This window comes from Terrimesophilobacter mesophilus (genome assembly GCF_014200375.1).
Lineage (GTDB): Bacteria > Actinomycetota > Actinomycetes > Actinomycetales > Microbacteriaceae > Terrimesophilobacter > Terrimesophilobacter mesophilus.
Map to the genome: position 1 here is coordinate 1,278,339 of NZ_JACHBP010000001.1, position 20,872 is coordinate 1,299,210.

Annotated in this window: 20 protein-coding genes; 14 read left to right on the forward strand and 6 right to left on the reverse strand. The window is 66.8% G+C overall.

The annotated features are described in order from the left end of the window. Positions 1 to 10: 10 nt before the first annotated feature. Both aceB and aceA read right to left on the reverse strand, forming a co-directional pair. Positions 11 to 1,627 carry a malate synthase A gene (gene aceB / locus BKA04_RS06360; protein WP_104095661.1) on the reverse strand — a complete coding sequence of 539 codons (1,617 nt, stop codon included), beginning with the start codon at positions 1,625 to 1,627 and terminating at the stop codon, positions 11 to 13. 20 nt (positions 1,628 to 1,647) lie between these two features. Beyond that, positions 1,648 to 2,964: an isocitrate lyase gene (gene aceA / locus BKA04_RS06365; RefSeq protein WP_104095662.1), complete on the reverse strand. Its 1,317-nt coding sequence runs from the start codon at positions 2,962 to 2,964 to the stop codon at positions 1,648 to 1,650. 152 nt (positions 2,965 to 3,116) lie between these two features. Between aceA and BKA04_RS06370 the strand changes: the two genes are divergently transcribed. Next, the gene (locus tag BKA04_RS06370; RefSeq protein ID WP_104095663.1) at positions 3,117 to 4,580 is read left to right on the forward strand and encodes a helix-turn-helix transcriptional regulator; all 1,464 of its coding nucleotides are present in this window, start codon (positions 3,117 to 3,119) and stop codon (positions 4,578 to 4,580) included. Between the two features lie 22 nt (positions 4,581 to 4,602). On the opposite strand, the gene BKA04_RS06375 is transcribed toward BKA04_RS06370, so the two are convergent. Beyond that, positions 4,603 to 5,148 carry an acyl-CoA thioesterase gene (locus BKA04_RS06375; protein ID WP_232841988.1) on the reverse strand — a complete coding sequence of 182 codons (546 nt, stop codon included), beginning with the start codon at positions 5,146 to 5,148 and terminating at the stop codon, positions 4,603 to 4,605. 199 nt (positions 5,149 to 5,347) lie between these two features. Here BKA04_RS06375 and BKA04_RS06380 point away from each other — a divergent pair, with 199 nt between their 5' ends. The 5 genes from BKA04_RS06380 to BKA04_RS06400 are packed head-to-tail and all read left to right on the forward strand — an operon-like array spanning position 5,348 to position 11,181. After that, positions 5,348 to 6,529, forward strand: coding sequence for an ABC transporter ATP-binding protein (locus BKA04_RS06380; protein ID WP_104096667.1), 1,182 nt, complete (start codon positions 5,348 to 5,350; stop codon positions 6,527 to 6,529). Then, on the forward strand, positions 6,526 to 7,710 hold the full coding sequence (locus BKA04_RS06385; protein WP_174719820.1) for a polyamine ABC transporter substrate-binding protein: 1,185 nt from the start codon (positions 6,526 to 6,528) through the stop codon (positions 7,708 to 7,710). Before BKA04_RS06380 ends, BKA04_RS06385 begins: the two co-directional genes overlap by 4 nt. Then, positions 7,703 to 8,596 (forward strand): ABC transporter permease, encoded by an 894-nt coding sequence (locus BKA04_RS06390; protein ID WP_104095666.1) that lies wholly within the window; start codon positions 7,703 to 7,705, stop codon positions 8,594 to 8,596. Before BKA04_RS06385 ends, BKA04_RS06390 begins: the two co-directional genes overlap by 8 nt. Next, complete coding sequence (locus BKA04_RS06395) at positions 8,593 to 9,510, forward strand: ABC transporter permease (RefSeq protein ID WP_325052429.1); 918 nt, start codon at positions 8,593 to 8,595, stop codon at positions 9,508 to 9,510. The genes BKA04_RS06390 and BKA04_RS06395 overlap by 4 nt, the downstream gene beginning before the upstream one ends. 27 nt (positions 9,511 to 9,537) lie before the next feature. Further along, entirely contained in the window at positions 9,538 to 11,181 is a 1,644-nt protein-coding gene (locus tag BKA04_RS06400; protein WP_104095667.1) for an amidohydrolase, read from the forward strand. An 18-nt stretch (positions 11,182 to 11,199) separates the two neighbouring features. Here BKA04_RS06400 and BKA04_RS06405 read toward each other — a convergent pair whose 3' ends face one another. Beyond that, positions 11,200 to 11,628 (reverse strand): hypothetical protein, encoded by a 429-nt coding sequence (locus tag BKA04_RS06405; RefSeq protein WP_104095668.1) that lies wholly within the window; start codon positions 11,626 to 11,628, stop codon positions 11,200 to 11,202. A 202-nt stretch (positions 11,629 to 11,830) separates the two neighbouring features. On the opposite strand from BKA04_RS06405, the gene BKA04_RS06410 reads away from it, so the two are divergent. Beyond that, complete coding sequence (locus BKA04_RS06410; protein ID WP_104095669.1) at positions 11,831 to 12,199, forward strand: GntR family transcriptional regulator; 369 nt, start codon at positions 11,831 to 11,833, stop codon at positions 12,197 to 12,199. Here BKA04_RS06410 and BKA04_RS06415 read toward each other — a convergent pair. Together BKA04_RS06415 and pyrE are read right to left on the reverse strand one after the other, a co-directional pair. Then, the gene (locus tag BKA04_RS06415; RefSeq protein ID WP_104095670.1) at positions 12,196 to 13,230 is read right to left on the reverse strand and encodes a hypothetical protein; all 1,035 of its coding nucleotides are present in this window, start codon (positions 13,228 to 13,230) and stop codon (positions 12,196 to 12,198) included. The genes BKA04_RS06410 and BKA04_RS06415 overlap by 4 nt on opposite strands. Continuing rightward, the gene (pyrE, locus tag BKA04_RS06420) at positions 13,227 to 13,808 is read right to left on the reverse strand and encodes an orotate phosphoribosyltransferase (protein WP_198413299.1); all 582 of its coding nucleotides are present in this window, start codon (positions 13,806 to 13,808) and stop codon (positions 13,227 to 13,229) included. Before pyrE ends, BKA04_RS06415 begins: the two co-directional genes overlap by 4 nt. A 59-nt stretch (positions 13,809 to 13,867) precedes the next feature. Here pyrE and BKA04_RS06425 point away from each other — a divergent pair, with 59 nt between their 5' ends. The 7 genes from BKA04_RS06425 to BKA04_RS06455 all read left to right on the forward strand — a co-directional run bounded on the left by BKA04_RS06425 (position 13,868) and on the right by BKA04_RS06455 (position 20,849). Beyond that, positions 13,868 to 14,707: an exodeoxyribonuclease III gene (locus BKA04_RS06425; RefSeq protein ID WP_104095672.1), complete on the forward strand. Its 840-nt coding sequence runs from the start codon at positions 13,868 to 13,870 to the stop codon at positions 14,705 to 14,707. Positions 14,708 to 14,740: 33 nt separating this feature from the next. Next, positions 14,741 to 15,421, forward strand: coding sequence for a GntR family transcriptional regulator (locus tag BKA04_RS06430; RefSeq protein ID WP_104095673.1), 681 nt, complete (start codon positions 14,741 to 14,743; stop codon positions 15,419 to 15,421). Positions 15,422 to 15,430: 9 nt separating this feature from the next. Then, on the forward strand, positions 15,431 to 16,246 hold the full coding sequence (locus BKA04_RS06435; RefSeq protein WP_104095674.1) for an alpha/beta fold hydrolase: 816 nt from the start codon (positions 15,431 to 15,433) through the stop codon (positions 16,244 to 16,246). A gap of 113 nt (positions 16,247 to 16,359) precedes the next feature. Further along, positions 16,360 to 17,748 (forward strand): DUF6421 family protein, encoded by a 1,389-nt coding sequence (locus BKA04_RS06440; RefSeq protein WP_104095675.1) that lies wholly within the window; start codon positions 16,360 to 16,362, stop codon positions 17,746 to 17,748. 41 nt (positions 17,749 to 17,789) lie between these two features. Beyond that, positions 17,790 to 18,671 carry an ABC transporter ATP-binding protein gene (locus BKA04_RS06445; RefSeq protein WP_104095676.1) on the forward strand — a complete coding sequence of 294 codons (882 nt, stop codon included), beginning with the start codon at positions 17,790 to 17,792 and terminating at the stop codon, positions 18,669 to 18,671. Between the two features lie 62 nt (positions 18,672 to 18,733). Continuing rightward, positions 18,734 to 19,759 carry an ABC transporter permease gene (locus tag BKA04_RS06450; RefSeq protein WP_104096669.1) on the forward strand — a complete coding sequence of 342 codons (1,026 nt, stop codon included), beginning with the start codon at positions 18,734 to 18,736 and terminating at the stop codon, positions 19,757 to 19,759. A 22-nt stretch (positions 19,760 to 19,781) separates the two neighbouring features. Further along, complete coding sequence (locus tag BKA04_RS06455) at positions 19,782 to 20,849, forward strand: threonine aldolase family protein (RefSeq protein WP_104095677.1); 1,068 nt, start codon at positions 19,782 to 19,784, stop codon at positions 20,847 to 20,849. Positions 20,850 to 20,872 lie beyond the last annotated feature (23 nt).

Here is a 20,872-nt window from a genome sequence, read left to right on the forward strand (position 1 = left end):
GCGTTTGCCGTCAGGCGACGACGGCCTCCGGCTGCTCGACGAGGTAGCGCGAGTAGGCGCACAGCGTGAGGAAGGTCGGGTACTCCTCCCGCAGCGCGACCTCGCGGAAGACCTCTGCCGCGTCGTCGAAACGGTCGTCCGTCGTGCGCGGCAGCCGGAGAAGCAGGTCGTCCAGGAGCCCCTCGACGAACTCGCGCGTGACCTGCGTGCCCTCCTGCGTCACGACGTCCTGGTGGATCCACTGCCACACCTGCGACCGGCTGATCTCGGCGGTCGCGGCGTCCTCCATGAGATCGTCGATGGCCGCCGCGCCGACGCCCCGCAACCACGACTCGATGTAGCGCACCGCCACCGAGACGTTCCCGCACACTCCTGCGTAAGTGATGGCGCCGTTGACCGAGCGGATGTCCAACAGCTGGTCCGCCGTGACGCGCACGTCGTCGCGGAGTCGGCCGAGCTGGTTCGGCCCGCCGCCCAGCACCGCGTCGAACTCGGCGCGGGCCGTGTCGATGAGATCCGGATGCGCGACCCAGGTGCCATCGAATCCATCGGCGGCCTCCCGGCGTTTGTCCGCGGTCACCTTCTCGATCGCCCTCGTCGTCACTCCCGGGTTTCGGCGGTTCGGGATGAACGCGCTCATGCCGCCGATCGCGTGGGCGCCGCGGCGGTGGCAGGTGCTCACGAGCAGGTCCGTGTATGCGCGCATGAACGGCACCGTCATCGTGATCTCGTTGCGGTCGGGCAGAACGAAGCTCTGCCCGCGACCGCGGTAGTTCTTGATGATGCTGAAGATGTAGTCCCAGCGACCGGCGTTGAGCCCCGCGCAGTGGTCACGCAGTTCGTAGAGGATCTCCTCCATCTCGAAGGCCGCGCCGATCGTCTCGATGAGCACCGTCGTGCGGATCGTGCCGTGCGGGAGGCCGAGCCGTTCCTCGGAGAAGGAGAACACGTCGTCCCAGAGTCTCGCCTCGCCGTGGCTCTCGATCTTCGGCAGGTAGAAGTACGGGCCGCGACCCTGCGCGATGAGCTCGGCGGCGTTGTGGAAGACGTACAGGCCGAAATCCACGAGCGAACCGGATGCCGGCATGCTGCGGCCGGCCCGATCGATGTGGCTCAGGTGCTTCTCGACGAGGTGCCAGCCGCGGGGGCGCAGCACGATCGTCGGCGTCTCGCCGGTGACGCGGTACTCGCGGCCGTCCTCGCTCGTGTACTCGAGCCGTCCGCGGATCGCGTCGAACAGTGTGAGCTGCCCCTCGATGACGTTCGCCCAGGTGGGGCTCGTCGCGTCCTCCTGGTCGGCGAGCCACACGTTCGCCCCGGAGTTGAGCGCGTTGATCGCCATCTTGCGGTCGGTCGGACCGGTGATCTCGACCCTGCGGTCGGCCAGGCCGGGGCCCGCTCCCGCGACGCGCCAGTCCGGGTCGGCCCGGACATCCGCGGTCTCCGGCAGAAAACGCAGGTTGCGGCCGTTGCCGAGGTCGTAGCGCACGCGCATGCGCGCCGCGAGTGCGTCGTGGCGTCGACCGGCGAAGCGGTCGTGCAGCTCGGTGAGAAAGGCGAGCGCCTCGAGCGTGAGGATGTCGTCGTAGCGGTCCCGGATCGGGCCGTCGATGCGGATGCCGGTCATGATGGTCTTCTCTCCTGACTTCAGAACTGGGCGGTCTCGGTGGAGCCGACGAGGGCGAGCGTCTGGCTGCCGGGGTTGAGTACCGTCGCCACGCGATCGAAGTAGCCGGTACCGACCTCGCGCTGGTGGCGGGTGGCGGTGTATCCGTTCGCCTCGGAGGCGAACTCGGCCTCCTGGAGTTCGACGTAGGCGCTCATCTGGCGGTCCTGGTAGCCGCGTGCGAGCTCGAACATCGAGTGGTTGAGCGCGTGGAATCCGGCGAGGGTGATGAACTGGAACGCGTAGCCCATGGCGGCGAGCTCACGCTGGAACCTGGCGATCGTGTCGTCGTCGAGGTGGCTCTTCCAGTTGAAGGACGGCGAGCAGTTGTAGGCGAGCTTCTTGCCGGGGAACTCGCGGTGGATGCTCTCGGCGAAGGTGCGCGCGAGCGCGAGGTCCGGCTCGGACGACTCCACCCAGAGCAGGTCCGCGTACGGAGCGTAGGCGTGGCCGCGGGCGAGCACCGTCTCGATGCCGGGCGCGGTCTGGTAGAAGCCCTCCGCCGTGCGCTCGCCGTCGATGAACGGGCGGTCGCGCTCGTCGATGTCGCTCGTGATGAGGGTCGCGGCGAGCGCGTCGGTCCGGGCGATGACGATCGTCGGCACGCCGGCGACGTCGGCCGCGAGACGGGCGGCATTGAGGGTGCGGATGTGCTGGCCGGTCGGCACGAGCACCTTGCCTCCCATGTGCCCGCACTTCTTCTCGGAAGCCAGCTGGTCCTCCCAGTGCACACCCGCGGCTCCGGCCTCGATCATCGAGTGCATGAGTTCGTAGGCGTTGAGCGGGCCGCCGAAGCCGGCCTCGGCATCCGCGACGATGGGGGCGAGCCAGTCGATGCCTTCGGTTTCAGGGAGCGGTGTACCCTCGACCTGGCTCGCGCGCAGGAGCGCGTTGTTGATGCGGCGCACGACGGCCGGGACCGAGTTCGCCGGATACAGGCTCTGGTCGGGGTAGGTCTGGCCGGCCAGGTTCGCGTCGGCGGCGACCTGCCAGCCGGACAGGTAGATGGCCTTCAGCCCCGCCCGAACCTGCTGCACCGCCTGGTTGCCGGTGAGCGCGCCGAGGGCTCGCACCCACTCGCCGTCCTCGTTGATGAGCCGCCACAGGTTCTCGGCACCGCGGCGGGCCAGTGTGCGCTCCTCGCGCACCGAGCCACGAAGTTCGATGACGTCCTCGGCTGAGTAGTCGCGGGCGATGCCGCTCCACCGCGCGTTCGTCTTCCACTCGGTCTCGAGCTGCGCCGCGGTCTGGCTCTGGTCGCCGGGTCGCCGTTCGTCGCTGTCGGTGTGGGTGCTCATGGATGCCTCCTGTGTTTCTGCACTGTGCGCCCGCACTGTGCCTCTGTGGATCCCACTCTCGGGCAACATCAACCCGTCTTCCGCAGATGGAAGCACAGAAGTTTTGCCGTTCTTCTCTTTCGCAGAAGAACCACTTCTGCGAGGCTGGTCGGATGACACTGCAGCACCCGCCGATCCCCCACGATGAGGAGATGCTCGACGCACTCACGATCGGCAGGCGCATCCGGAGCCTGCGCAACCAGCGCGGGATGACCCTCGACGACCTCGGTGCCGCGATCGGCCGCGCGGCATCCCAGGTGAGCGTGCTCGAGAACGGCAAGCGCGAGCCCAGGGTGAGCGACCTGCAGACCGTGGCGAAGGCGCTCTCCGTGCCCCTTGCCGAGCTCCTGAGCGCCGAGCCGCCCTCTCCGCGGGCAGCGCGCGAGATCGCACTCACGCGCGCACAGTCCGGCCCGCTGTTCTCCGCGCTCGACATCGCTCCGGTGCCGGTGCGCAAGAGTCTCGGCGACGAGGCGATCGACGTCATCCTCGCGTTGCACTCCGAGCTCGAGCGCCTGCACCGCGAGCGCGCGGCGACGCCGGAGGACGCCCGTCGCGCGAACACCGAACTACGCAGGCGGATGCGGCGACAGAACAACTACTTCCCCGAGCTCGAGGCCGAAGCGCGCAGGCTGCTGGCTGCGGTCGGGCACGCCGGGGGGCCGCTCTCCCAGCGCACCGCATCCGATCTCGCCGCCCACCTCGGTTTCACGCTGCACTATGTTCCCGACCTGCCCGATTCGACCAGATCGGTGAGCGATCTCGCCCACCACCGCATCTACCTGCCGGTGAGCCGCGGCGGCGACCCGCGTGGCGCACTCCTGCGCGCGCTCGCCGGCCAGGTGCTCGGAGCGAAGGAGCCGGCGGACTACGACCAGTTCCTGCTGCAGCGTGTCGAGACGAACTACCTCGCCGCCGCGCTCATGATCCCCGAGGACGACGCGGTCCCGTTCCTTCTCCAGGCGCGCGACCGACGTGAGCTCTCGGTCGAAGACCTGCGGGACGCCTACGCCGTCACCTACGAGACGGCCGGCCACCGCTTCACGAATCTCGCGACGCAGCACCTCGGCATCCCGGTGCACTTCCTCAAGACACACGAGACCGGCACGATCCTCAAGGCCTACGAGAACGACGATGCTCAGTTCCCAACGGATGTGCTCGGCGCCGTCGAGGGACAGCTCGTCTGCCGGCAGTGGAGCGCACGACAGGTGTTCGACATCGCCGACCGGTTCAGCCCGTACAACCAGTACACCGACAAGCCGAACGGCACCTACTGGTGCTCGTCGAGCATCCAGTCGACCTCGCGCGGCGACTACTCGGTGAGCGTCGGAACCCCGTTCGCCCATGTCAAGTGGTTCCGCGGTCGCGATACGGCGCACCGTAAGACATCCGGATGCCCGGATCCCGCGTGCTGCCGCCGCCCGCCGCAGGGCCTCGCCGACCGCTGGGCCGGGCAGACATTCCCGAGCCCGCGGCTGCAGTCCTCACTGCTCGCCGCGGTACCATCCGAGTCGTTCACCGGAGTGGACCGCACCGAGGTCTACGCGTTCCTCGAGCAGCACGCACCGGAAGAGTGACCCCGGCCCGAGCGGGGGACCGTCAATCCCACACGCTCGGCGCGGGCGACTTCGACGACGGCAGAGCGGAATCCGCTCCCCACTGGAGCAACCACGCTGGAAGCGCATTCGGCAGAGGAGCGTCGCCGAGCAGTGCCACGAGCCCATCCATGGGGGCGTGGCCGCCCGACTTCGCCAGAAAGCGTCCGCGAACGTACAATCGCGCGGCGATCTCACCCTTCGCGACGAATCGTTGTTCCAGATAGACGTCGCGGCCGTCCACGCCCAGGAAGCGACTCTCGAGTGTGAACCTCTGCCACGGCTGCAGCGACGTCCGATAGGAGATGGTGGAACTCGCGACCACCGGATACCACCCTCGTTTGCGGAGCTCCGGCCAGAGGCCGCTCCGCTGCAGCAGGTCGAATCGACCGATGTCGGAGATGGAGAGATACCGGCCGTTGTTCATGTGGCCGTAGAAATCCAGATCGGTCGGAAGGACCCGGAAACGCGTCGAGATGACGTCGAAGGGCCTTGCATCCTTCCGTACGGGAGTCAGGAAGCTCAGCAGGGTCCGCCACCACAGGTTCACCACGGCAGACTACCGCCGGCACCTCGGAATTCGTGAACCGCTGTCCACAGCGAAATGAATGGTGAAATCCTCTATCGACCGCTGATTCCGTATCGAATTGGTCCCGTTCTCGGCGAATATCGTTGCGATCAGGACGAATATCCGATTGACTGCCAAGGACTCGTACTTCGGGGAGTTGAGCCGAAAGGGACACTACGACGTGACCACTGTGACCGATGACCGGACCGGATCGAACTCTGCGGCGAGCACGCGAGACCGGGATGAGCCAAAGGGAACGGTCGTCCTCGAGTCCGTCACCAAGCGCTTCGGCACGGCGATCGCGGTCGACTCCATCGACCTCCGGGTCGAACCGGGAGAGTTCCTCTCCCTGCTGGGTCCGTCCGGCTGCGGCAAGACGACGACCCTGAGGATGCTCGCCGGTTTCGAACAACCGGATGCCGGCTCCATCCGCATCTCCGGCCAGGACGTCCTCGGCATTCCGCCGTACAAGCGCAACGTGAACACCGTCTTCCAGGCCTACGCGCTGTTCCCGCACCTCACGATCGCCGAAAACGTCGCATACGGCCTGCAGCAGACGAAGACGCCCAAGTCGGAGATTCGCACGCGGGTCGCCGACGCACTCGACATGGTGCGGATGCGCAGCTTCGCCGACCGCAAGCCGCAGCAGCTCTCGGGAGGGCAACAGCAGCGCATCGCGCTCGCGCGAGCGCTCGTGAACCGGCCGTCAGTGCTTCTGCTCGACGAGCCGCTCGGCGCGCTCGACCGACAGCTGCGCGAGGAGATGCAGCTCGAGCTCAAGCTGCTCCAGTCCCGCGTCGGCATCTCGTTCATCTTCGTCACCCACGACCAGCACGAAGCACTCTCGATGAGCGACCGGATCGCGATCATGCGCGACGGCCGCATCGAACAGCTCGCGGATGCCGACACCATCTACGGCGCCCCCGTGAACTCCTACGTCGCCGGCTTCATCGGCCAGCAGAACTTCATCCACGCGACCGCAGCGACCGCGGCGACCGCTGACGCGGCGATCGGGACGGTGTCGACATCGAGCACGAACCCGGCTGTCTCCCGCGGTGACGCGATCGTCGCCGCAGTGCGGCCGGAGTTCGTCGAGCTCACGGCGGCGGAAACGACATCAGCGAGGACCGCGAATCGTTTCGACGGGACGGTGCTCAGCACCTCCCACCTCGGGGAGACCGTGCAGTTCCTGGTCGACCTGGGGAACGACATCTCCATCCAGTCCCGGCTGCCGACGCCGAGTGCACCGCGACTGTTCGAAGGCGACCGGGCGACCGTGTCGTTCTCGCCGGACAGCGTCCAGTTCTTTCCCGCCGATTCGACCGCACCAGAGCACAGCCAACCAGAAGGAGTGACATCATGACTGACGAGCCGATCCGGATCCTTGCACCGAGGCAGGCGATCCCCACCATCAAGCGGGAGCTCTCCCGCAGGAACTTCCTCGCCTTCTCCGCCGCAGCAGCATCCGTCGCCACCCTCGCCGCCTGCACCCCCGGCGGCGGCGCCCAGCCCGGTGCCGGCCTCGTCGCATCGGGTGGACCGCTCGAAGCCAACCTGAACATCTACTCGTGGGGCGACTACGACGACCCGGGCGTCGTGGAGAGCTTCACGGACACCCTCGGCCCGAAGGTCACCTTCGGTTCGTACGGCTCCAACGAGGAGATGATCTCCAAGCTCATCGCCGCGAAGGGCACGAGCGGGTATGACATCGTCGTCCCGACCGGCGTGTTCGTGCCGCAGCTGGCGAAGAACGGCCTCGTCGTCGAGCTCAATCACGACCTGCTGCCGAACCTCAAGTACATGGACCCCGCCTTCCTCAAGCAGGAGTGGGACCCGGAGAACAAGTACTCGGTCTGCAAGGCGTGGGGAACGACCGGCTTCGTCTACGACAAGAACATCATCACGCGGGACCTGACGACCTGGAACGACTTCCTGGATGCAGCCCAGAACGAGGCGAGCGGCAAGACCTCCGTGCTCGACGACCCTGCGGAACTCACCGGCATGTACTTCTGGGCGAACGGCATCGACTGGAACACCACGAAGAAGGAAGACCTGGACGCGGCGGAGGACTACCTCGTCAACACGCTGTCCCCGCACATCGCCGCGTTCGACTCCTACCCGGGCGGTACCGCGATCCCCGAAGGCACCCAGGTGCTCATGCAGGTGTGGAATGGGGACGCGCGCCTCGGAATCATGAACGGCGGAGAGCCGGATCGTTGGGCCTGGCGTCTGGGCGCACCGGCAACCGAGCTCTGGATGGACAACTGGTCGATCGCGATGGGCGCCAAGAACCCTGAGGCGGCCCACGCGTTCATCAACTACACGATGGTGCCGGAGACCCAGCTCGTCCAGCTCGACTACATCGGCTACCACACGGGTGCCGCCGGAATCGAGAAGGCCGCGGAGGCCGAGGGTCTCGAGATGCTCGACATGGTGTTCTTCACCCCCGACCAGCTCGCGACCATGAAGAACGGCGAGCTGAACGAGAACCAGGACCGTGTCGTCGAGATCTGGAACAAGATGAAGGCCGCTGCGGGTGCCTAGACTGCGTCTGCCGAAAGCCACACTCGCGCTCCCTGCGTGGGTGTGGCTTTTGGCATTCTTCGCGGCACCCGTCGCGCTCATCATCTGGTACAGCTTCGGATACAAACCGGGGATCTTCGGCACGCACGCCAACGACATCCTCTCGCTCGACCGCTACGCGGAGGCCCTCTCCCCGACGTTCTTCACGACCTTCGCGAACACGCTGTGGGTGGGTGTCGCCGGCACGGTGCTGTGCCTCATCATCGGGATGCCGGTCGCATATTGGATGGCCGTCAAGGTTCCGGTGGCGCGGCGCGGCCTCCTCATCGCCGCGATCATGATCCCGTTCTGGACGAACTTCCTCGTCCGCACGATCGGCTGGCAGATCATCCTGTCGCCGCAGGGATGGCTGTCGCAGGGCCTCCAGGGGCTGGGGCTCATCGACGGACCGCTCGAGATCCTCTATTCCCGCACGGCCGTCCTCATCGGCGTGGTCTACAACTACCTGCCGCTCATGATCCTGCCGCTGTTCGTGGCGTTCGACCGCGTCGGCGAGCCGCTGCGCGAAGCGTCCAAGGATCTCGGGGCCGGACGCCTGCAGACCTTCCTCAGGGTGACGATCCCGCTCGCGAGGCCCGGCATCATCGCTGGGCTGCTCCTCGTCTACATCCCACTCATGGGCGACTACATCACCGCGACCGTGCTGGGCGGTGCGAAGGGCAACATGGCGGGACAGATGGTGGCCGCGCAGTTCCAGACCGCGCAGAACTGGGCGCTTGGATCCGCCATGGCCGTCGTTCTCATCCTCACGATTCTGCTCAGCGCCGCGATCCTCGGACTCGTGATCTGGCTCGCGTCGCTGCCGTTCCGATCCCACTACCGACTGAGACTGGGGGCCGACGCGTGAGCGACACCGAAACGCGGCGCATCGCGCTCGAGAGGACGGCTCAGGACCCGTCGTCCCCCGCGGTGCCGGCAAAGGCGCGACGCTCGGTCTCCGACCGACTGTTCATGATCTGGGGCATCGCTGTCCTTCTGTTCCTGTTCGCGCCGATCCTCGTCATCCTCGTGTACTCGTTCAACACCGGGCGCCTCCTCATCGCGTTCGACGGATTCGGCCTCGACCCGTTCCTCACCATCCTGAACAAGCCCGCCATCCAGAACGCCGTCTCGGTGTCGATCCGTTCCGGCGTGCTCTCGGCGCTCTTCGCCACGGCGATCGGAACGCTCGCCGGTGTGGCCATGGCACGGCGGCCGGGGAAGTGGGTCGGCTGGTTCCTCGCCGTGCTCGTGCTCGTCACGGTCACCCCCGAGATCGTGGATGCCGTGTCCCTCCTGCCCTGGGTGGTGTTCCTCGGACAGGACCTCGGGTTGACGATCTTCAACGACGGGATCTTCCGCCTCATCGTCGGCAACTCGCTCTTCTCGATCGCCGTCGTCAGTTACATCGTGCGGGCCAGGCTCGTGGGGATCAGCGAGAGCCTCGAGGAGGCATCCGCGGACCTCTACGCGCCGCCTCTGCGGACGTTCTGGCGCATCACTCTTCCGCTCGCGATGCCGGCCGTGCTCGCCGGCGGACTGCTCTCGTTCACGCTCAGTCTCGACAACACGATCATCTCGTCGTTCGTGTCCGTGTCGGGCACGACGCCGTGGCCCGTCTATGTCCTGAGCGCTGTGCGCAGCGGGCTGAGACCGGAGATCGCCTCCGTGTCGACGCTCATGCTCATCCTCACGCTTCTCGCGCTCGTGCTTGTCGCGTGGGTGCTGAAGCGTTCGGGAGACTCCGCGACCCAGATCGCCAGAACCATGGCCGGGTCCTGACCGGGACCATCACACAAGGGATGAAACATGACATACGCTGACACGGTCCTCGCCGGCGGAACAGTGTTCACGTCGGATGCCGTCCGATCGACCGCGACCGCCGTCGCCGTGAGCGGGGAACGGATCGTCGCGGTCGGACACGACGAGGTCCGCGAGCTCATCGGGCCGAAGACGGAGGTCGTCGACCTGGGCGGGCGGATGCTCGTCCCCGGCTTCCAGGACGTCCACGTTCATCCGGTCTGGGGCGGGCTCGACATGTTGCGCTGCGACCTCGGCAGTCTGCTCACGCGCACGGACTACCTGGCCCGCATCGGCGAGTACGCTGCCGCGCATCCGGAACTCGAGTGGGTTCTCGGCGGCGGCTGGTCGATGAGCGGGTTCCCCGGGGGCACTCCGCTCGCGCGCGACCTCGACACCGTCGTACCCGATCGTCCGGCCTTCCTGCCGAACCGGGATGGGCATGGCGCCTGGGTGAACTCGCGTGCGCTCGAGCTCGCCGGTGTCACGAAGGACACGCCGGATCCGGCCGATGGCCGCATCGAGAGGGACGCCGACGGCAACCCGTCCGGGACACTTCACGAAGGCGCGATGGCGCTCGTCAACCACCTCCTTCCGCGCACGGAGGACGCCACGCTCGTCGAGGCGCTGCAGGTGGGCCAGTCCTACCTCCACTCGTTCGGCATCACCGGGTGGCAGGATGCCATCATCGGTTTCTACGGGGACGCCGGAGACGCCGGCCCCGCCTACCGCACCGCGAGCGAACAGGGGCTGCTCACCGGCCGCGTGGTCGGCGCGATCTGGTGGGATCGCGCTCGCGGGGTCGAACAGATCCCCGAGCTCGTCGCCAAGCGCGAGGCGTACAGCCACGGCGGTTTCGCGGCGACGAGCATCAAGATCATGCAGGACGGCGTAGCCGAGAACTTCACGGCCGCCATGATCGATCCGTATCTCGACGGGCACGGGCATCCGACGATCAACGACGGCATCTCCTTCGTGCCACCGGAAGTGCTGGCCGAAGCTGCGCCCGCACTCGACGCGCTCGGATTCCAGCTGCACTTCCACGCGATCGGGGACCGTGCCGTGCGGGAGAGCCTGGATGCGGTCCAGGCCGCGATCGCCGCGAACGGCCGCAACGACCACCGCCACCACATCGCCCACATCCAGGTCGTTCACCCGGAGGACATCCACCGGTTCCGCGAACTGGGTGTCACGGCGAACATGCAGTCGCTGTGGGCAGCCCTCGAACCGCAGATGGTGGAACTCACGCTCCCGTTCCTGGGCGAACCGCGCAGCTCGTGGCAGTACCCGTTCGGCGACCTGTTGCGCAGCGGCGCCACTCTCGCGGCCGGAAGCGACTGGTCGGTGAGCACCCCCGATCCGCTCGCCGCCATCCACGTGGCCGTCAATCGGAAGTCGGCTCCGGCATACTCCGAGGGCGAATACGAGGAGTTCCTTCCCGAGCAGGCGATCGACCTGGGGACATCCATCGCCGCGTACACGGCCGGCTCGGCCTACGTCAACCATCTCGACGAGTGCGGGACGATCGCGGTCGGCAGACTGGCGGATCTCGCCGTGCTCGATCGCGATCCGTTCGTGCATCCGGTGGACGAGATCGGTGAGACGCGCGTACTCCAGACGTTCGTCGGCGGCCGGCGGGTGTACTCCGACTAACGCGCGCTCGGTTCTGTCCTAGCAGTCGGACTTGGAGAACTCGAGGTGGTAGCTGTCGTCGAACCCGTCGAAGTCGTAGGAGTACTTCATCTGGATGTCGCGGTCGAGGATCCGCCTGGTCTCCTCCGTGGAGCACAGCTGGAGCAGAACGGAGTCCTTGAGCGCCTGCTCCGACACATCCGCGGGGTCGGTATCGGTGATCGTGTAGTGGTAGTGGACTGCTGACGGTTCGGCGGTCACGTCATCGAGTCTCGTGATCTCGTCGATCTGCGCGGGGAACTGGTTCGTGTCCTTCATCTCCTGCACCGTCTTCGCGATGAGGTCGTCCGTCGAGTTGTTGGGGAGGAAGGCGCCGAGCGCAAGATAGACGCCGAATGCGGTCGCGAGGGCGACCGCTGCGGAAATGACTCCGATGAGGATGCGCTTGCGCGTTGTCGATGCGGCCATGTCTCTCCCTGGGGTCGACTGGTTCCCCTGGGAAGCAGTGTGGTGTGATCTCGGACCACCCTAGGGGAAATCAGCGTGGCCGTGGGCACCGGCGAGCTGCCCATCCGGATGTCGGACACCGTGTTGATCGACCCGGCTTGTATTGCTACAATGGTGACATGTTCGAGTTCTCGAACCAGCCCATCGCTCCCGGCACATCACCATGAACATCTCCATCGATCTGAATTCGGCCGTCCCCCTGTTCGAGCAGCTGCGCGGCCAGCTCCGCTCACTCGTCTCGAGTGGCGAGCTCGCACCGGGCACCCGTCTTCCGACGGTCCGTCGCCTCGCCGAGGAACTGAGCCTCGCACCGAACACTGTCGCCCGCGCATACCGTGAACTCGAGGCCGGCGGCGTCATCGAAACCCGGGGACGCCACGGATCGTTCGTCTCGAGCCACGGAGACCCGACCCGGCGGCAGGCTCAGGAGGCGGCGGCGGAATACGCCGCGCGTATCGGGGAGCTCGGAATGCCGATGCCGGAGGCGATCGAGTTCGCAGCGTCCGCGCTGAGGAGTCTTCCGTCTCGCTAGGGACTCGGGGACGGCGCAGGGGTCGAAGCGGGCGGCGGCACCGCAAGGGACCCCTCGATGTCTCCACCCGTCGAGCGGGAGATGAAGCAGTAGTAGTCGCGGTTGCCGGTGTTCCACTCTTCGGCCGAAACCGCATAGCTCGCATCGAACTGGATGTCGGTGTACTTGCCCGCCGCCTTGTAGTCGACCACCTTGGGCGACGTGCACAGGAGGTTGACCTGTGACTGGAGCGCGTCCATCCCGGGGTAGGCCAGCACGACGCCGTCCTCTGTGTCGAAAGTCCCTCGAGTGACGAGTTGCGCCGGATGCGGAGCCTCGCAGTCGACGACCGTGTACTCGTTCTCCCACGGTCCGACGTAGGGGCTCAGGCATTCGCCGCCCAGGAGCTCGTTCCATCGGTGCACTCCGACGGCCACCGGGCCGACCGGCGTGGCGGTCGCGGTCGGTGTCGGCGTCGTCGATGGCGTCTCGACGACGGCCGGCGCCGGTCCGAGCAGGTCGGGCAGTTTCGTCCCGACCAGGAAGAGCGCGAGCAGTGCGAGCACCGCCACGAGCGAACCCGCGATCCAGATCAGGACTTTCTGGGACTTCGGTATCCCGTCGGCGCTCGATGCGACGTCGACATCCGCCGCAACGGTTGTCCGTGCCCGCAGGAACGGATTCTCGGAGTTCCCCGGCTCCTCCTCGTAATCGATGAACCGGTTCTCGCCGAACAGCGAATCGATGCCGGATGTGCCGGCGTCCGCTGCGAACGCCTCGGTCGGGGGAGGCGGGAACTCCGGTGCCGGCGGCATTCCGCCGAGCTCCTCCGCCATCGGCGGAAACACCGGTCCGTCAGGGATCGCGTGGCCGGGGACATAGGGCACGGTCGGTTCCGGCACGGTCGGTTCCGGCACGGTCGGTTCCGGCGGCAGCGGGGTGGTCGGCGGTGGGGGCGCAGGCGGCTCCTCCCGCCTGGGCGGAAAGTTCGCGGCGAGCCAGGCATCCAGCCCGTCGTCGTCGGTACCAGGGTTGTCGCGCTCGTCGGTCATGATCCTGCGCTCCGGTCAGCGCTGCTCGCATCGGCCAGACCGAGGTCGGCCAGGCCCAAAGCCGCCAGGTACGGGTATCCGGCAGCCTCGATCTTCTCCTTCGCCCCCGTGTCTCGATCCACCACGACGGCGACGGCGGCGATCTCGGCACCGACCTTCTCGAGGGCGGCGATCGCGGAAAGCGGTGACCCTCCTGTCGTGGACGTGTCCTCCACGACGATGACGCGCCTGCCCGCGACATCCGGACCCTCGACCTGGCGGCCCCTGCCGTGATCTTTCGGCTCCTTGCGCACGACGAACGCGTCGTACGCACGCCCTCTGGCAGCGCCCTGGTGCAGGATGGCGGCGGCGATCGGATCCGCGCCCATCGTCATGCCGCCGACGGCCGACACGTCGCCGACGGGAGCGATGAGGTCGAGCATGACGGAGCCGATGAGGGGGGCGACGCGGTGATCCAGGCTCACCCTCCGCAGGTCGACATAGAAGTTCGCCTTGAGGCCGCTCGCGAGTGTGAAGTCGCCCCGAAACACGGCATCCGACACGATGAAGTCGATGAGCTGGCGGCGGGCGTCGTTCACGCAGTCAACTCTATTCATCATTCCGAAGGTGGTGTGACCGGAACGGGTAGCGTTTGAGTATGCGCCTCGCGACCTGGAATGTGAACTCGATTCGGGCGCGGGCCGGCCGCGTCGTCGACTGGCTCGTGCGCGAGGACGTCGACGTGCTCGGCATGCAGGAGATCAAGTGCAAGCCGGAACAGTTTCCTCTCGACGAGTTCGAGGCGGCCGGGTACGACGTCATCGCACACGGCCTGAACCAGTGGAACGGCGTCGCGTTCGCGAGTCGCCTCCCCATGACGGATGTCGAAACCGCCTTTGCGGGGCAACCCGGCTTCCTGAAAGGTGCTGAGGGGCCGGACCAGCCGCTCGAAGCGCGCGCGCTCGGCATCACCGTGGACGGCATCCGGATGTGGAGCCTCTACGTGCCGAACGGCCGTGGGCTCGACGACCCCCACCTCGCCTACAAACTGGACTGGCTCGCTCGCCTGCGAGAGGAGACCACGCGATGGATGGCGGCGAACCCGGGATCCCCTCTGGCCCTCATGGGCGACTGGAACGTCGCGCCGACCGACGAGGACATGGGCGATCCGAGCTTCGTGCCCGGCCTCTCCACCCACATCTCGCCGCCCGAGCGCGCCGCGTTCTCCGCGTTCCTCGACGCCGGACTGATCGACGTCGTGCGCCCGCTCGTCCCCACCGGATACACGTTCTGGGACTACAAGCAGCTGCGATTCCCGCGGAATGAGGGCATGCGGATCGACTTCATCCTCGGCAGCCCGACGTTCGCCGATTCCGTCACGGCCGCGCACATCCACCGCGACGAGCGCAAGGGCGACGCACCGAGCGACCACGTGCCGGTCAGCGTCGACCTCGCCGCGGGAGACGACGACGATCTCGACAGACCGATGATCTTCTGAGATTCCGACCCTTCGTTCCGTACAATGGCTGGGATGCCAGAGCCCGACCGTCCGATTCGTCCCATCCACGCCAGGTTCGACGCCGGGATCGCGACGAGCAAAGTCGTCACCACCGTCTTCGAACGCATCCTGGACTCCATCCACCAGGGTCGGCTGCTGCCGGGAGAGCGCATCAGCGACACGTCCCTCGCTGAGGAGTTCGGCGTCTCCCGCACGCCGGTACGGGAGGCGCTCCAGCGGCTGAGGGAAATCGGAGTCGTCGAGGCATCGGCGAGTCGGTTCACACGGGTTGCCGTCGTGAGCCCCCGCGAGACCGCGGAGGCGATGGTCGTGTGGGGCGCGCTGTTCGGTGCCCTTCTCGATGAGGCGATACCGCTCGTCACGCCGGATGTCGTCGACGCGATGACGAAGGACCATGAGGACTTCCAGGAGGCGGTCGCGAAACTGCGCATGCAGGACATCGCGACGACGAACTTCACATTCTTCAGCCGGCTCACGGCACTCACGAGCAATGATGCGCTTCGCCGCGCCATCACCTCCGTCGTTCACATCGTTCGCCTCGGCAGCCTGCACCTGCCGGAATCCATCGACTTCGAGGCGCTCAGTCGGGCCCAGTCCACACTCCTCAACGCGGCACGCACGCGGGACACCGCCCTCGCGCACGATGCCATGCAGGCGATTCGAAGCATCCGGATTCCCCTCGACCACGAGTAGCTTGGGGTCATGCCGCATCTCGAGGTCTCCGGCGCACGGCTCTACTACGAGACCGACGGCCACATCTCCTCCCCGGCGGTGCTCCTCATCCACGCGGGGATAGCCAACCTCCGGATGTGGGACCCGCAGGTGCCGGCGCTCGCCTCACGACACCTCGTGATCCGCTTCGACACGCGCGGTTACGGTGAGACCGAGACCGAGGACGTCCCCTTCTCGAACCGTGAGGACGCCATCGCGCTGCTCGACCATCTCGGAGTCGCCCGGGCGACGGTGATCGGGTGCTCGCGCGGCGGGTCCATCGGGATCGATCTCGCGATCGAGCATCCGGATCGCGTCGCCGGGATCGTGACGATCGGGTCCGGCCCGAGCGGTTTCCCCGAAGTCGAGCTCACCGAGCGCGAAGACGAATTGTTCGACGAGCTCGACGCCCTGTTCGAAGCGAAGGACTGGGAACAGCTCGCTCGTCGCGAGGCCGAGCTCTGGGATTTCGGCCCCCTGCGGTCGGCGCAGGACCTCGACCCGAGCTTCGTGGCCACCGCGTACGAGCTGAATGCCGCCAATGTGCGGCACACGACCGAGAAACCGACCACGATCCCGCTCGAGCCGCCAGCGTACGATCGCGTCGTCGACATCGCGGTCCCCGCGCTCGTGATGGTGGGCGACCACGACCTGTCACCGACGCTCGCCCAGTACGAGTACCTGCTGTCCACGATCCCGGGCGCCGACGGATGCCGGTTCCCCGACTCCGCGCACCTCCCGAGCGTCGAGCAGCCGGCCGAGTTCGAGCGGGTGCTCCTGGCGTGGCTCGACGAGCACAATCTCTGAACAGCCGGCTGGCGCGCAACTTTCCGCAGGATCTCACAACCAAACCTCACGATCCCTCCGTTAACCTTGAGGTGCCGCATCATCCGACCACGACGACGACAGGAGGTTGAACCATGTCACAGATCACGAACGAGAAGTCCATCATTGGGGAGCCCGAGGTCGTCGAAGACGTGGCGGACGTCGCCACGAGCGCAACCTGGCTCGCCCTCAAGGCGGCGGCCACCGACATCCGCCCGCTGCAGGTTCAGGATGGCAGCATCCCGAAGGCCGCCGACCATGCGAAGGCTCGCAGACTCGTCGCCGCGATCACGTCGGCCATCGCCGAGCTCGCTCCGCTGTTCCCGCACGACGACGAGTACCTCGTGGCGCTCGTGGCCGACTTCGACCGCTGGGCGAGCGAGGGCTTCGGCGTACCGGACTTCTACGACTCGCTCGTCGCATTCCACCCCGAGCGCAGCCGCGTCAACGGGCTCCGGCACCTCGTCGTCTTCCCGATGTACACGCAGAACGGCAGCAACGACCGGCTCGTCGAGGCCGTGCTCATCGAGGTCGTCTGGCCCGAGTTCGTCGCGGAGCTCGAAGCGGGGGAGTACTCGAACAAGCTCTTCGTCCCGATCCGCTTCCTCGACTTCACGGCCGGCTACGACACGAACGCCGCAGTGCTCTTCCCGGAGACGGTTGCGGTGCGCGAAACACCCAAGTTCACCTGGGGTGCGATCTTCGCCGACCGGGAGGCCGCGCGCTTCCGCCGGGTCGTGAAGGCCGCATCCGAGATCACCGGGCTCGACCTGCCCGCCGATGCCGCAGAGCTCCTCGAGGACCAGCACCTCGCGGAGGAGACCTTCGTGATGTGGGACCTCATCCACGACCGAACCCACATGCGTGGCGACCTGCCTTTCGATCCGTTCATGATCAAACAGCGGATGCCGTACTTCCTCTACTCGCTCGAGGAGCTGCGCTGCGACCTGACCGCGTTCCGCGAATCGGTGAAGCTCGTGCGCTCCGACGACACAGATGCCGTGACCCGCAAGCACGCGCAGCTCGTGCAGTACACGGTCATTTTCGACCGCATCTTCCGGTTCGCCCTCACCGGCAGCCGGGTGCGCAACTACGACGGGCTCGGCGGGCAGCTGCTCTTCGCGTGGATGCACCAGCACCACGTGCTGCACTGGACCGACACGACCCTCAGCATCGACTGGGACGAGGTTCCGGATGTCGTCAACGCTCTCGGCGACGCGATCGGCGACCTGTACTGGCGCTCGATCGACCGGCCGAAAGTCGCGCACTGGCTTGCAGCATACGACCTCGTCTCCGCGACGCTCGCACCGCATCCGGCGTCGAAGTGGGCGAGGCGCGACCTGCCGCTCGACGGGCTCCCGAAGGACCTCACGAACGCGGTCATGGACGACGAGTTCCCGCTCTCGATGTTCTACGAGGCGCTCTCCCGCAAGATGACCGCGGTCATCGAGTCGACGGCAGGCATCACGGGCACCTCCGTCTGACCGGCCCAACCTCCGTCAACGCGGTGGCTTAGGGTTGACGGGTGCTTGAGGTAGAACAGGTCAACCGGTCCTTCGGGGCGAAGAGGGTGCTTCGCGACGTCAGTTTCACCGTCGATGGGGGCCGGATGACCGGCTTCGTCGGCGCGAACGGAGCGGGCAAGACCACGACCATGCGGATCATCCTCGGGGTGCTCTCCGCGGATTCCGGTCGTGTCGCACTCAACGGCTCCGACCTCGGCGACGCCGACCGCCGACGGTTCGGATACATGCCGGAGGAGCGCGGGCTGTACCCCAAGATGAAGGTCGCAGAGCAGATCATCTACCTCGCCCGTCTTCACGGGCTCGCGCCCGCCGCTGCGCAGAAGAACACCATGCAGCTGCTCGAACGACTCGGCCTGGAGGAGCGCGCCGACACCGCGGTCGAGGCGCTCTCGCTCGGCAACCAGCAGCGCGCGCAGATCGCGGCGGCCCTCGTGCACGATCCGGAGATCCTCGTCCTCGATGAGCCGTTCTCCGGCCTCGATCCCATCGCGGTCGAAACCGTCCAGGGCGTTCTCAAGGAGCGTGCGGCTGCCGGTGTCCCCGTGCTGTTCTCCTCGCACCAGCTCGACATCGTGGAACGGCTGTGCGACGACCTCATCGTCATCGCCGACGGCGACATCCGGGCATCCGGTTCCCGCGAGAGGCTCCGAGCCGAGTTCGGCGGATCGCGGTACGAGCTCCACGTGTCGGGCTCCGCGGAGTGGGTTCGCGGCGCGGCAGCCGTCGAGGTCGTGAGCATCGACGGCGGCCGGACCGTCTTCAGCGCCGCGCCGGATGCCGCCCAGGCGGTTCTGCGCGCCGCTCTCGATCGCGGTCCGGTCGTCCGGTTCGCACCGCAGGAACCCTCGCTCGCCCAGATCTTCCGGGAGGTCATCCAGTGAACGGCTACAACAATCCCGGTTTCGCTGCGAGCGCCTGGCTCGTCGCGGAGCGTGAGATCAGGATGAAGCTGCGCAGCAAGGCGTTCCTCATCTCGACCGGCATCCTCATGCTCGCCGTGCTGGGCTCTGTCCTTGCCGGTGGAATCTTCAGCAGCGCCTCGCCGAAGATGAACGTGGCGGCCACGGGCGCGGCGATCTCCGTCGCCCAGCAGCTTCCCGATCTCAAGATCACGAAGGTCGACTCCGTCGACGCTGCGAAGAAGCTGGTGAATGACGGAACGGTCGAAGCGGCACTCGTACCCTCCGACGATGCGCCGACTGGCGTCGAGATCCTCGCCCTGGACTCTGTGCCGCAGGAGCTCGTAGTCGCGTTGAGCTCACCCCCGACCGTACATCTTCTCGACCCGAACGCGATGAATCCGCTCCTCGCCTATTTCGCGGCGATCGCATTCGGGATCGTGTTCTTCATGTCCGCCATGACCTTCGGAACGACCATCGCCCAGAGCGTCGTCGAGGAGAAGCAGACGCGCATCGTCGAAATTCTCATGTCGACGATCTCGGTGCGCGCGCTCATGGCAGGCAAAGTGCTCGGAAACAGCCTGCTCGCCTTCGCACAGATCGCCGCGATCGCCGCCCTTGCCGCGCTCGGCCTCAGCGTGACCGGCCAGGGAGAGCTGCTCGCGAGCTTCGGTCCGTCGATCGCCTGGTTCGTGGTGTTCTTCGTGTTCGGTTTCGTGATGATCGCGGCGCTCTATGCGGCGACGGCCTCGCTCGTCTCCCGCCAGGAGGATGTCGGCAGCGTCACGTCGCCGGTCATGATGCTCGTCATGCTCCCGTACATCCTCGTGATCGCCTTCAACGACAACCCCGTTGTGCTGTCGATCATGTCCTACGTGCCGTTCTCCGCCCCGGTCGGCATGCCGATGCGCATCTTCCTCGGCGCGGCCGCATGGTGGGAGCCGCTCCTCTCCCTCGTCATCCTGCTTGCGTCAACGGCCATCGTCATCGCGATCGGTGCGCGCATCTACTCGAATGCTCTGTTGCGCACCGGCGCCCGCGTGAAGCTCTCCGAGGCGCTCGCCCGCTGACTCTCGGTGCAAGAATGGGTCAGTGACTCGACTTCATGATCCCGAGCTCCGCGGATTCGCGAGCGACAATTACGCCGGCGCGCACCCAGAGGTCCTCGCGGCGATCGCCGAGGCGAACGATGGGCACCAGATCTCGTACGGTGAAGACGTCTACACCGAGCGGCTGCACGAGCGCATCCGTGAGCTCTTCGGTGAGCGTTCAGAGGTGTTCCCGGTCTTCAACGGCACGGGGGCGAATGTCACCGCACTGACCGCGATGCTGCCGCGTTGGGGTGCAGTCGTCTCGTCGAAGACGGCGCACATCCACTCGGATGAAGGCGGTGCGCCAGAGCGGGTGAGCGGGCTGAAACTACTCACCGTCGAGACACCAGACGGCAAGCTCACGCCAGAGCTCATCGACCGGGAGGCCTGGGGGTGGGGAGACGAGCACCGGGCCCAACCGCTCGCGGTGAGCATCACGCAGACGACCGAACTCGGAACGCTCTACTCGATCGACGAACTCAAGGCCATCACCGCTCACGCACACGGCAAGGGCATGACCGTGCACATGGATGGCGCTCGCATCGCCAACGCCGCCGCCGCGCTCGGCGCAGACCTGCGGGAGTTCACGACGGATGCCGGCATCGACGTCGTGAGCTTCGGCGGCACGAAGAACGGCATGCTCTACGGCGAGGCGATCGTCGTGCTGAACCCGGATGCCGTGGATGGCCTGATCTACCTCCGCAAGTTCAACATGCAGCTGGCCTCCAAGATGCGGTTCATCTCCGCCCAGTTCCTCGCTCTGCTCGAGGACGACCTGTGGCTGCGCTCCGCGAGCCACTCCAATGCGATGGCCGCGCACCTGCGCCGCTCCCTCGAGGACCGCATCGCCGATGGCTCGGTCACCGGACTGTCTTTCTCCCAGGCCACGGAGTCGAACGCGGTGTTCGCCGTGCTGCCGCCGGGCGCTGCGGACCGACTGCGGGAGTCGTTCCGGTTCTACGACTGGAGCGCGGCAACGGGCGAGGTGCGCTGGATGTGCTCCTTCGACACGACAGAGGCCGACATCGACGCATTCGTCGACGCCATCGGCCGCGAACTCGCCGCCTGATCGACCTGGCGGCGCCCCACGAC

What these genes read in the sequence shown, in the direction of transcription:
- BKA04_RS06415 (WP_104095670.1), bottom strand. Translation starts at nt 13,230, where the DNA reads ATGACCGACGAGCGCGACAACCCTGGTACCGACGACGACGGGCTGGAT.
- BKA04_RS06430 (WP_104095673.1), top strand. Translation starts at nt 14,741, where the DNA reads ATGCCAGAGCCCGACCGTCCGATTCGTCCCATCCACGCCAGGTTCGAC.
- aceA (WP_104095662.1), bottom strand. Translation starts at nt 2,964, where the DNA reads ATGAGCACCCACACCGACAGCGACGAACGGCGACCCGGCGACCAGAGC.
- BKA04_RS06440 (WP_104095675.1), top strand. Translation starts at nt 16,360, where the DNA reads ATGTCACAGATCACGAACGAGAAGTCCATCATTGGGGAGCCCGAGGTC.
- BKA04_RS06410 (WP_104095669.1), top strand. Translation starts at nt 11,831, where the DNA reads ATGAACATCTCCATCGATCTGAATTCGGCCGTCCCCCTGTTCGAGCAG.
- BKA04_RS06370 (WP_104095663.1), top strand. Translation starts at nt 3,117, where the DNA reads ATGACACTGCAGCACCCGCCGATCCCCCACGATGAGGAGATGCTCGAC.
- aceB (WP_104095661.1), bottom strand. Translation starts at nt 1,627, where the DNA reads ATGACCGGCATCCGCATCGACGGCCCGATCCGGGACCGCTACGACGAC.
- BKA04_RS06400 (WP_104095667.1), top strand. Translation starts at nt 9,538, where the DNA reads ATGACATACGCTGACACGGTCCTCGCCGGCGGAACAGTGTTCACGTCG.
- BKA04_RS06385 (WP_174719820.1), top strand. Translation starts at nt 6,526, where the DNA reads ATGACTGACGAGCCGATCCGGATCCTTGCACCGAGGCAGGCGATCCCC.
- BKA04_RS06425 (WP_104095672.1), top strand. Translation starts at nt 13,868, where the DNA reads ATGCGCCTCGCGACCTGGAATGTGAACTCGATTCGGGCGCGGGCCGGC.
- BKA04_RS06435 (WP_104095674.1), top strand. Translation starts at nt 15,431, where the DNA reads ATGCCGCATCTCGAGGTCTCCGGCGCACGGCTCTACTACGAGACCGAC.
- BKA04_RS06450 (WP_104096669.1), top strand. Translation starts at nt 18,734, where the DNA reads ATGAAGCTGCGCAGCAAGGCGTTCCTCATCTCGACCGGCATCCTCATG.
- BKA04_RS06405 (WP_104095668.1), bottom strand. Translation starts at nt 11,628, where the DNA reads ATGGCCGCATCGACAACGCGCAAGCGCATCCTCATCGGAGTCATTTCC.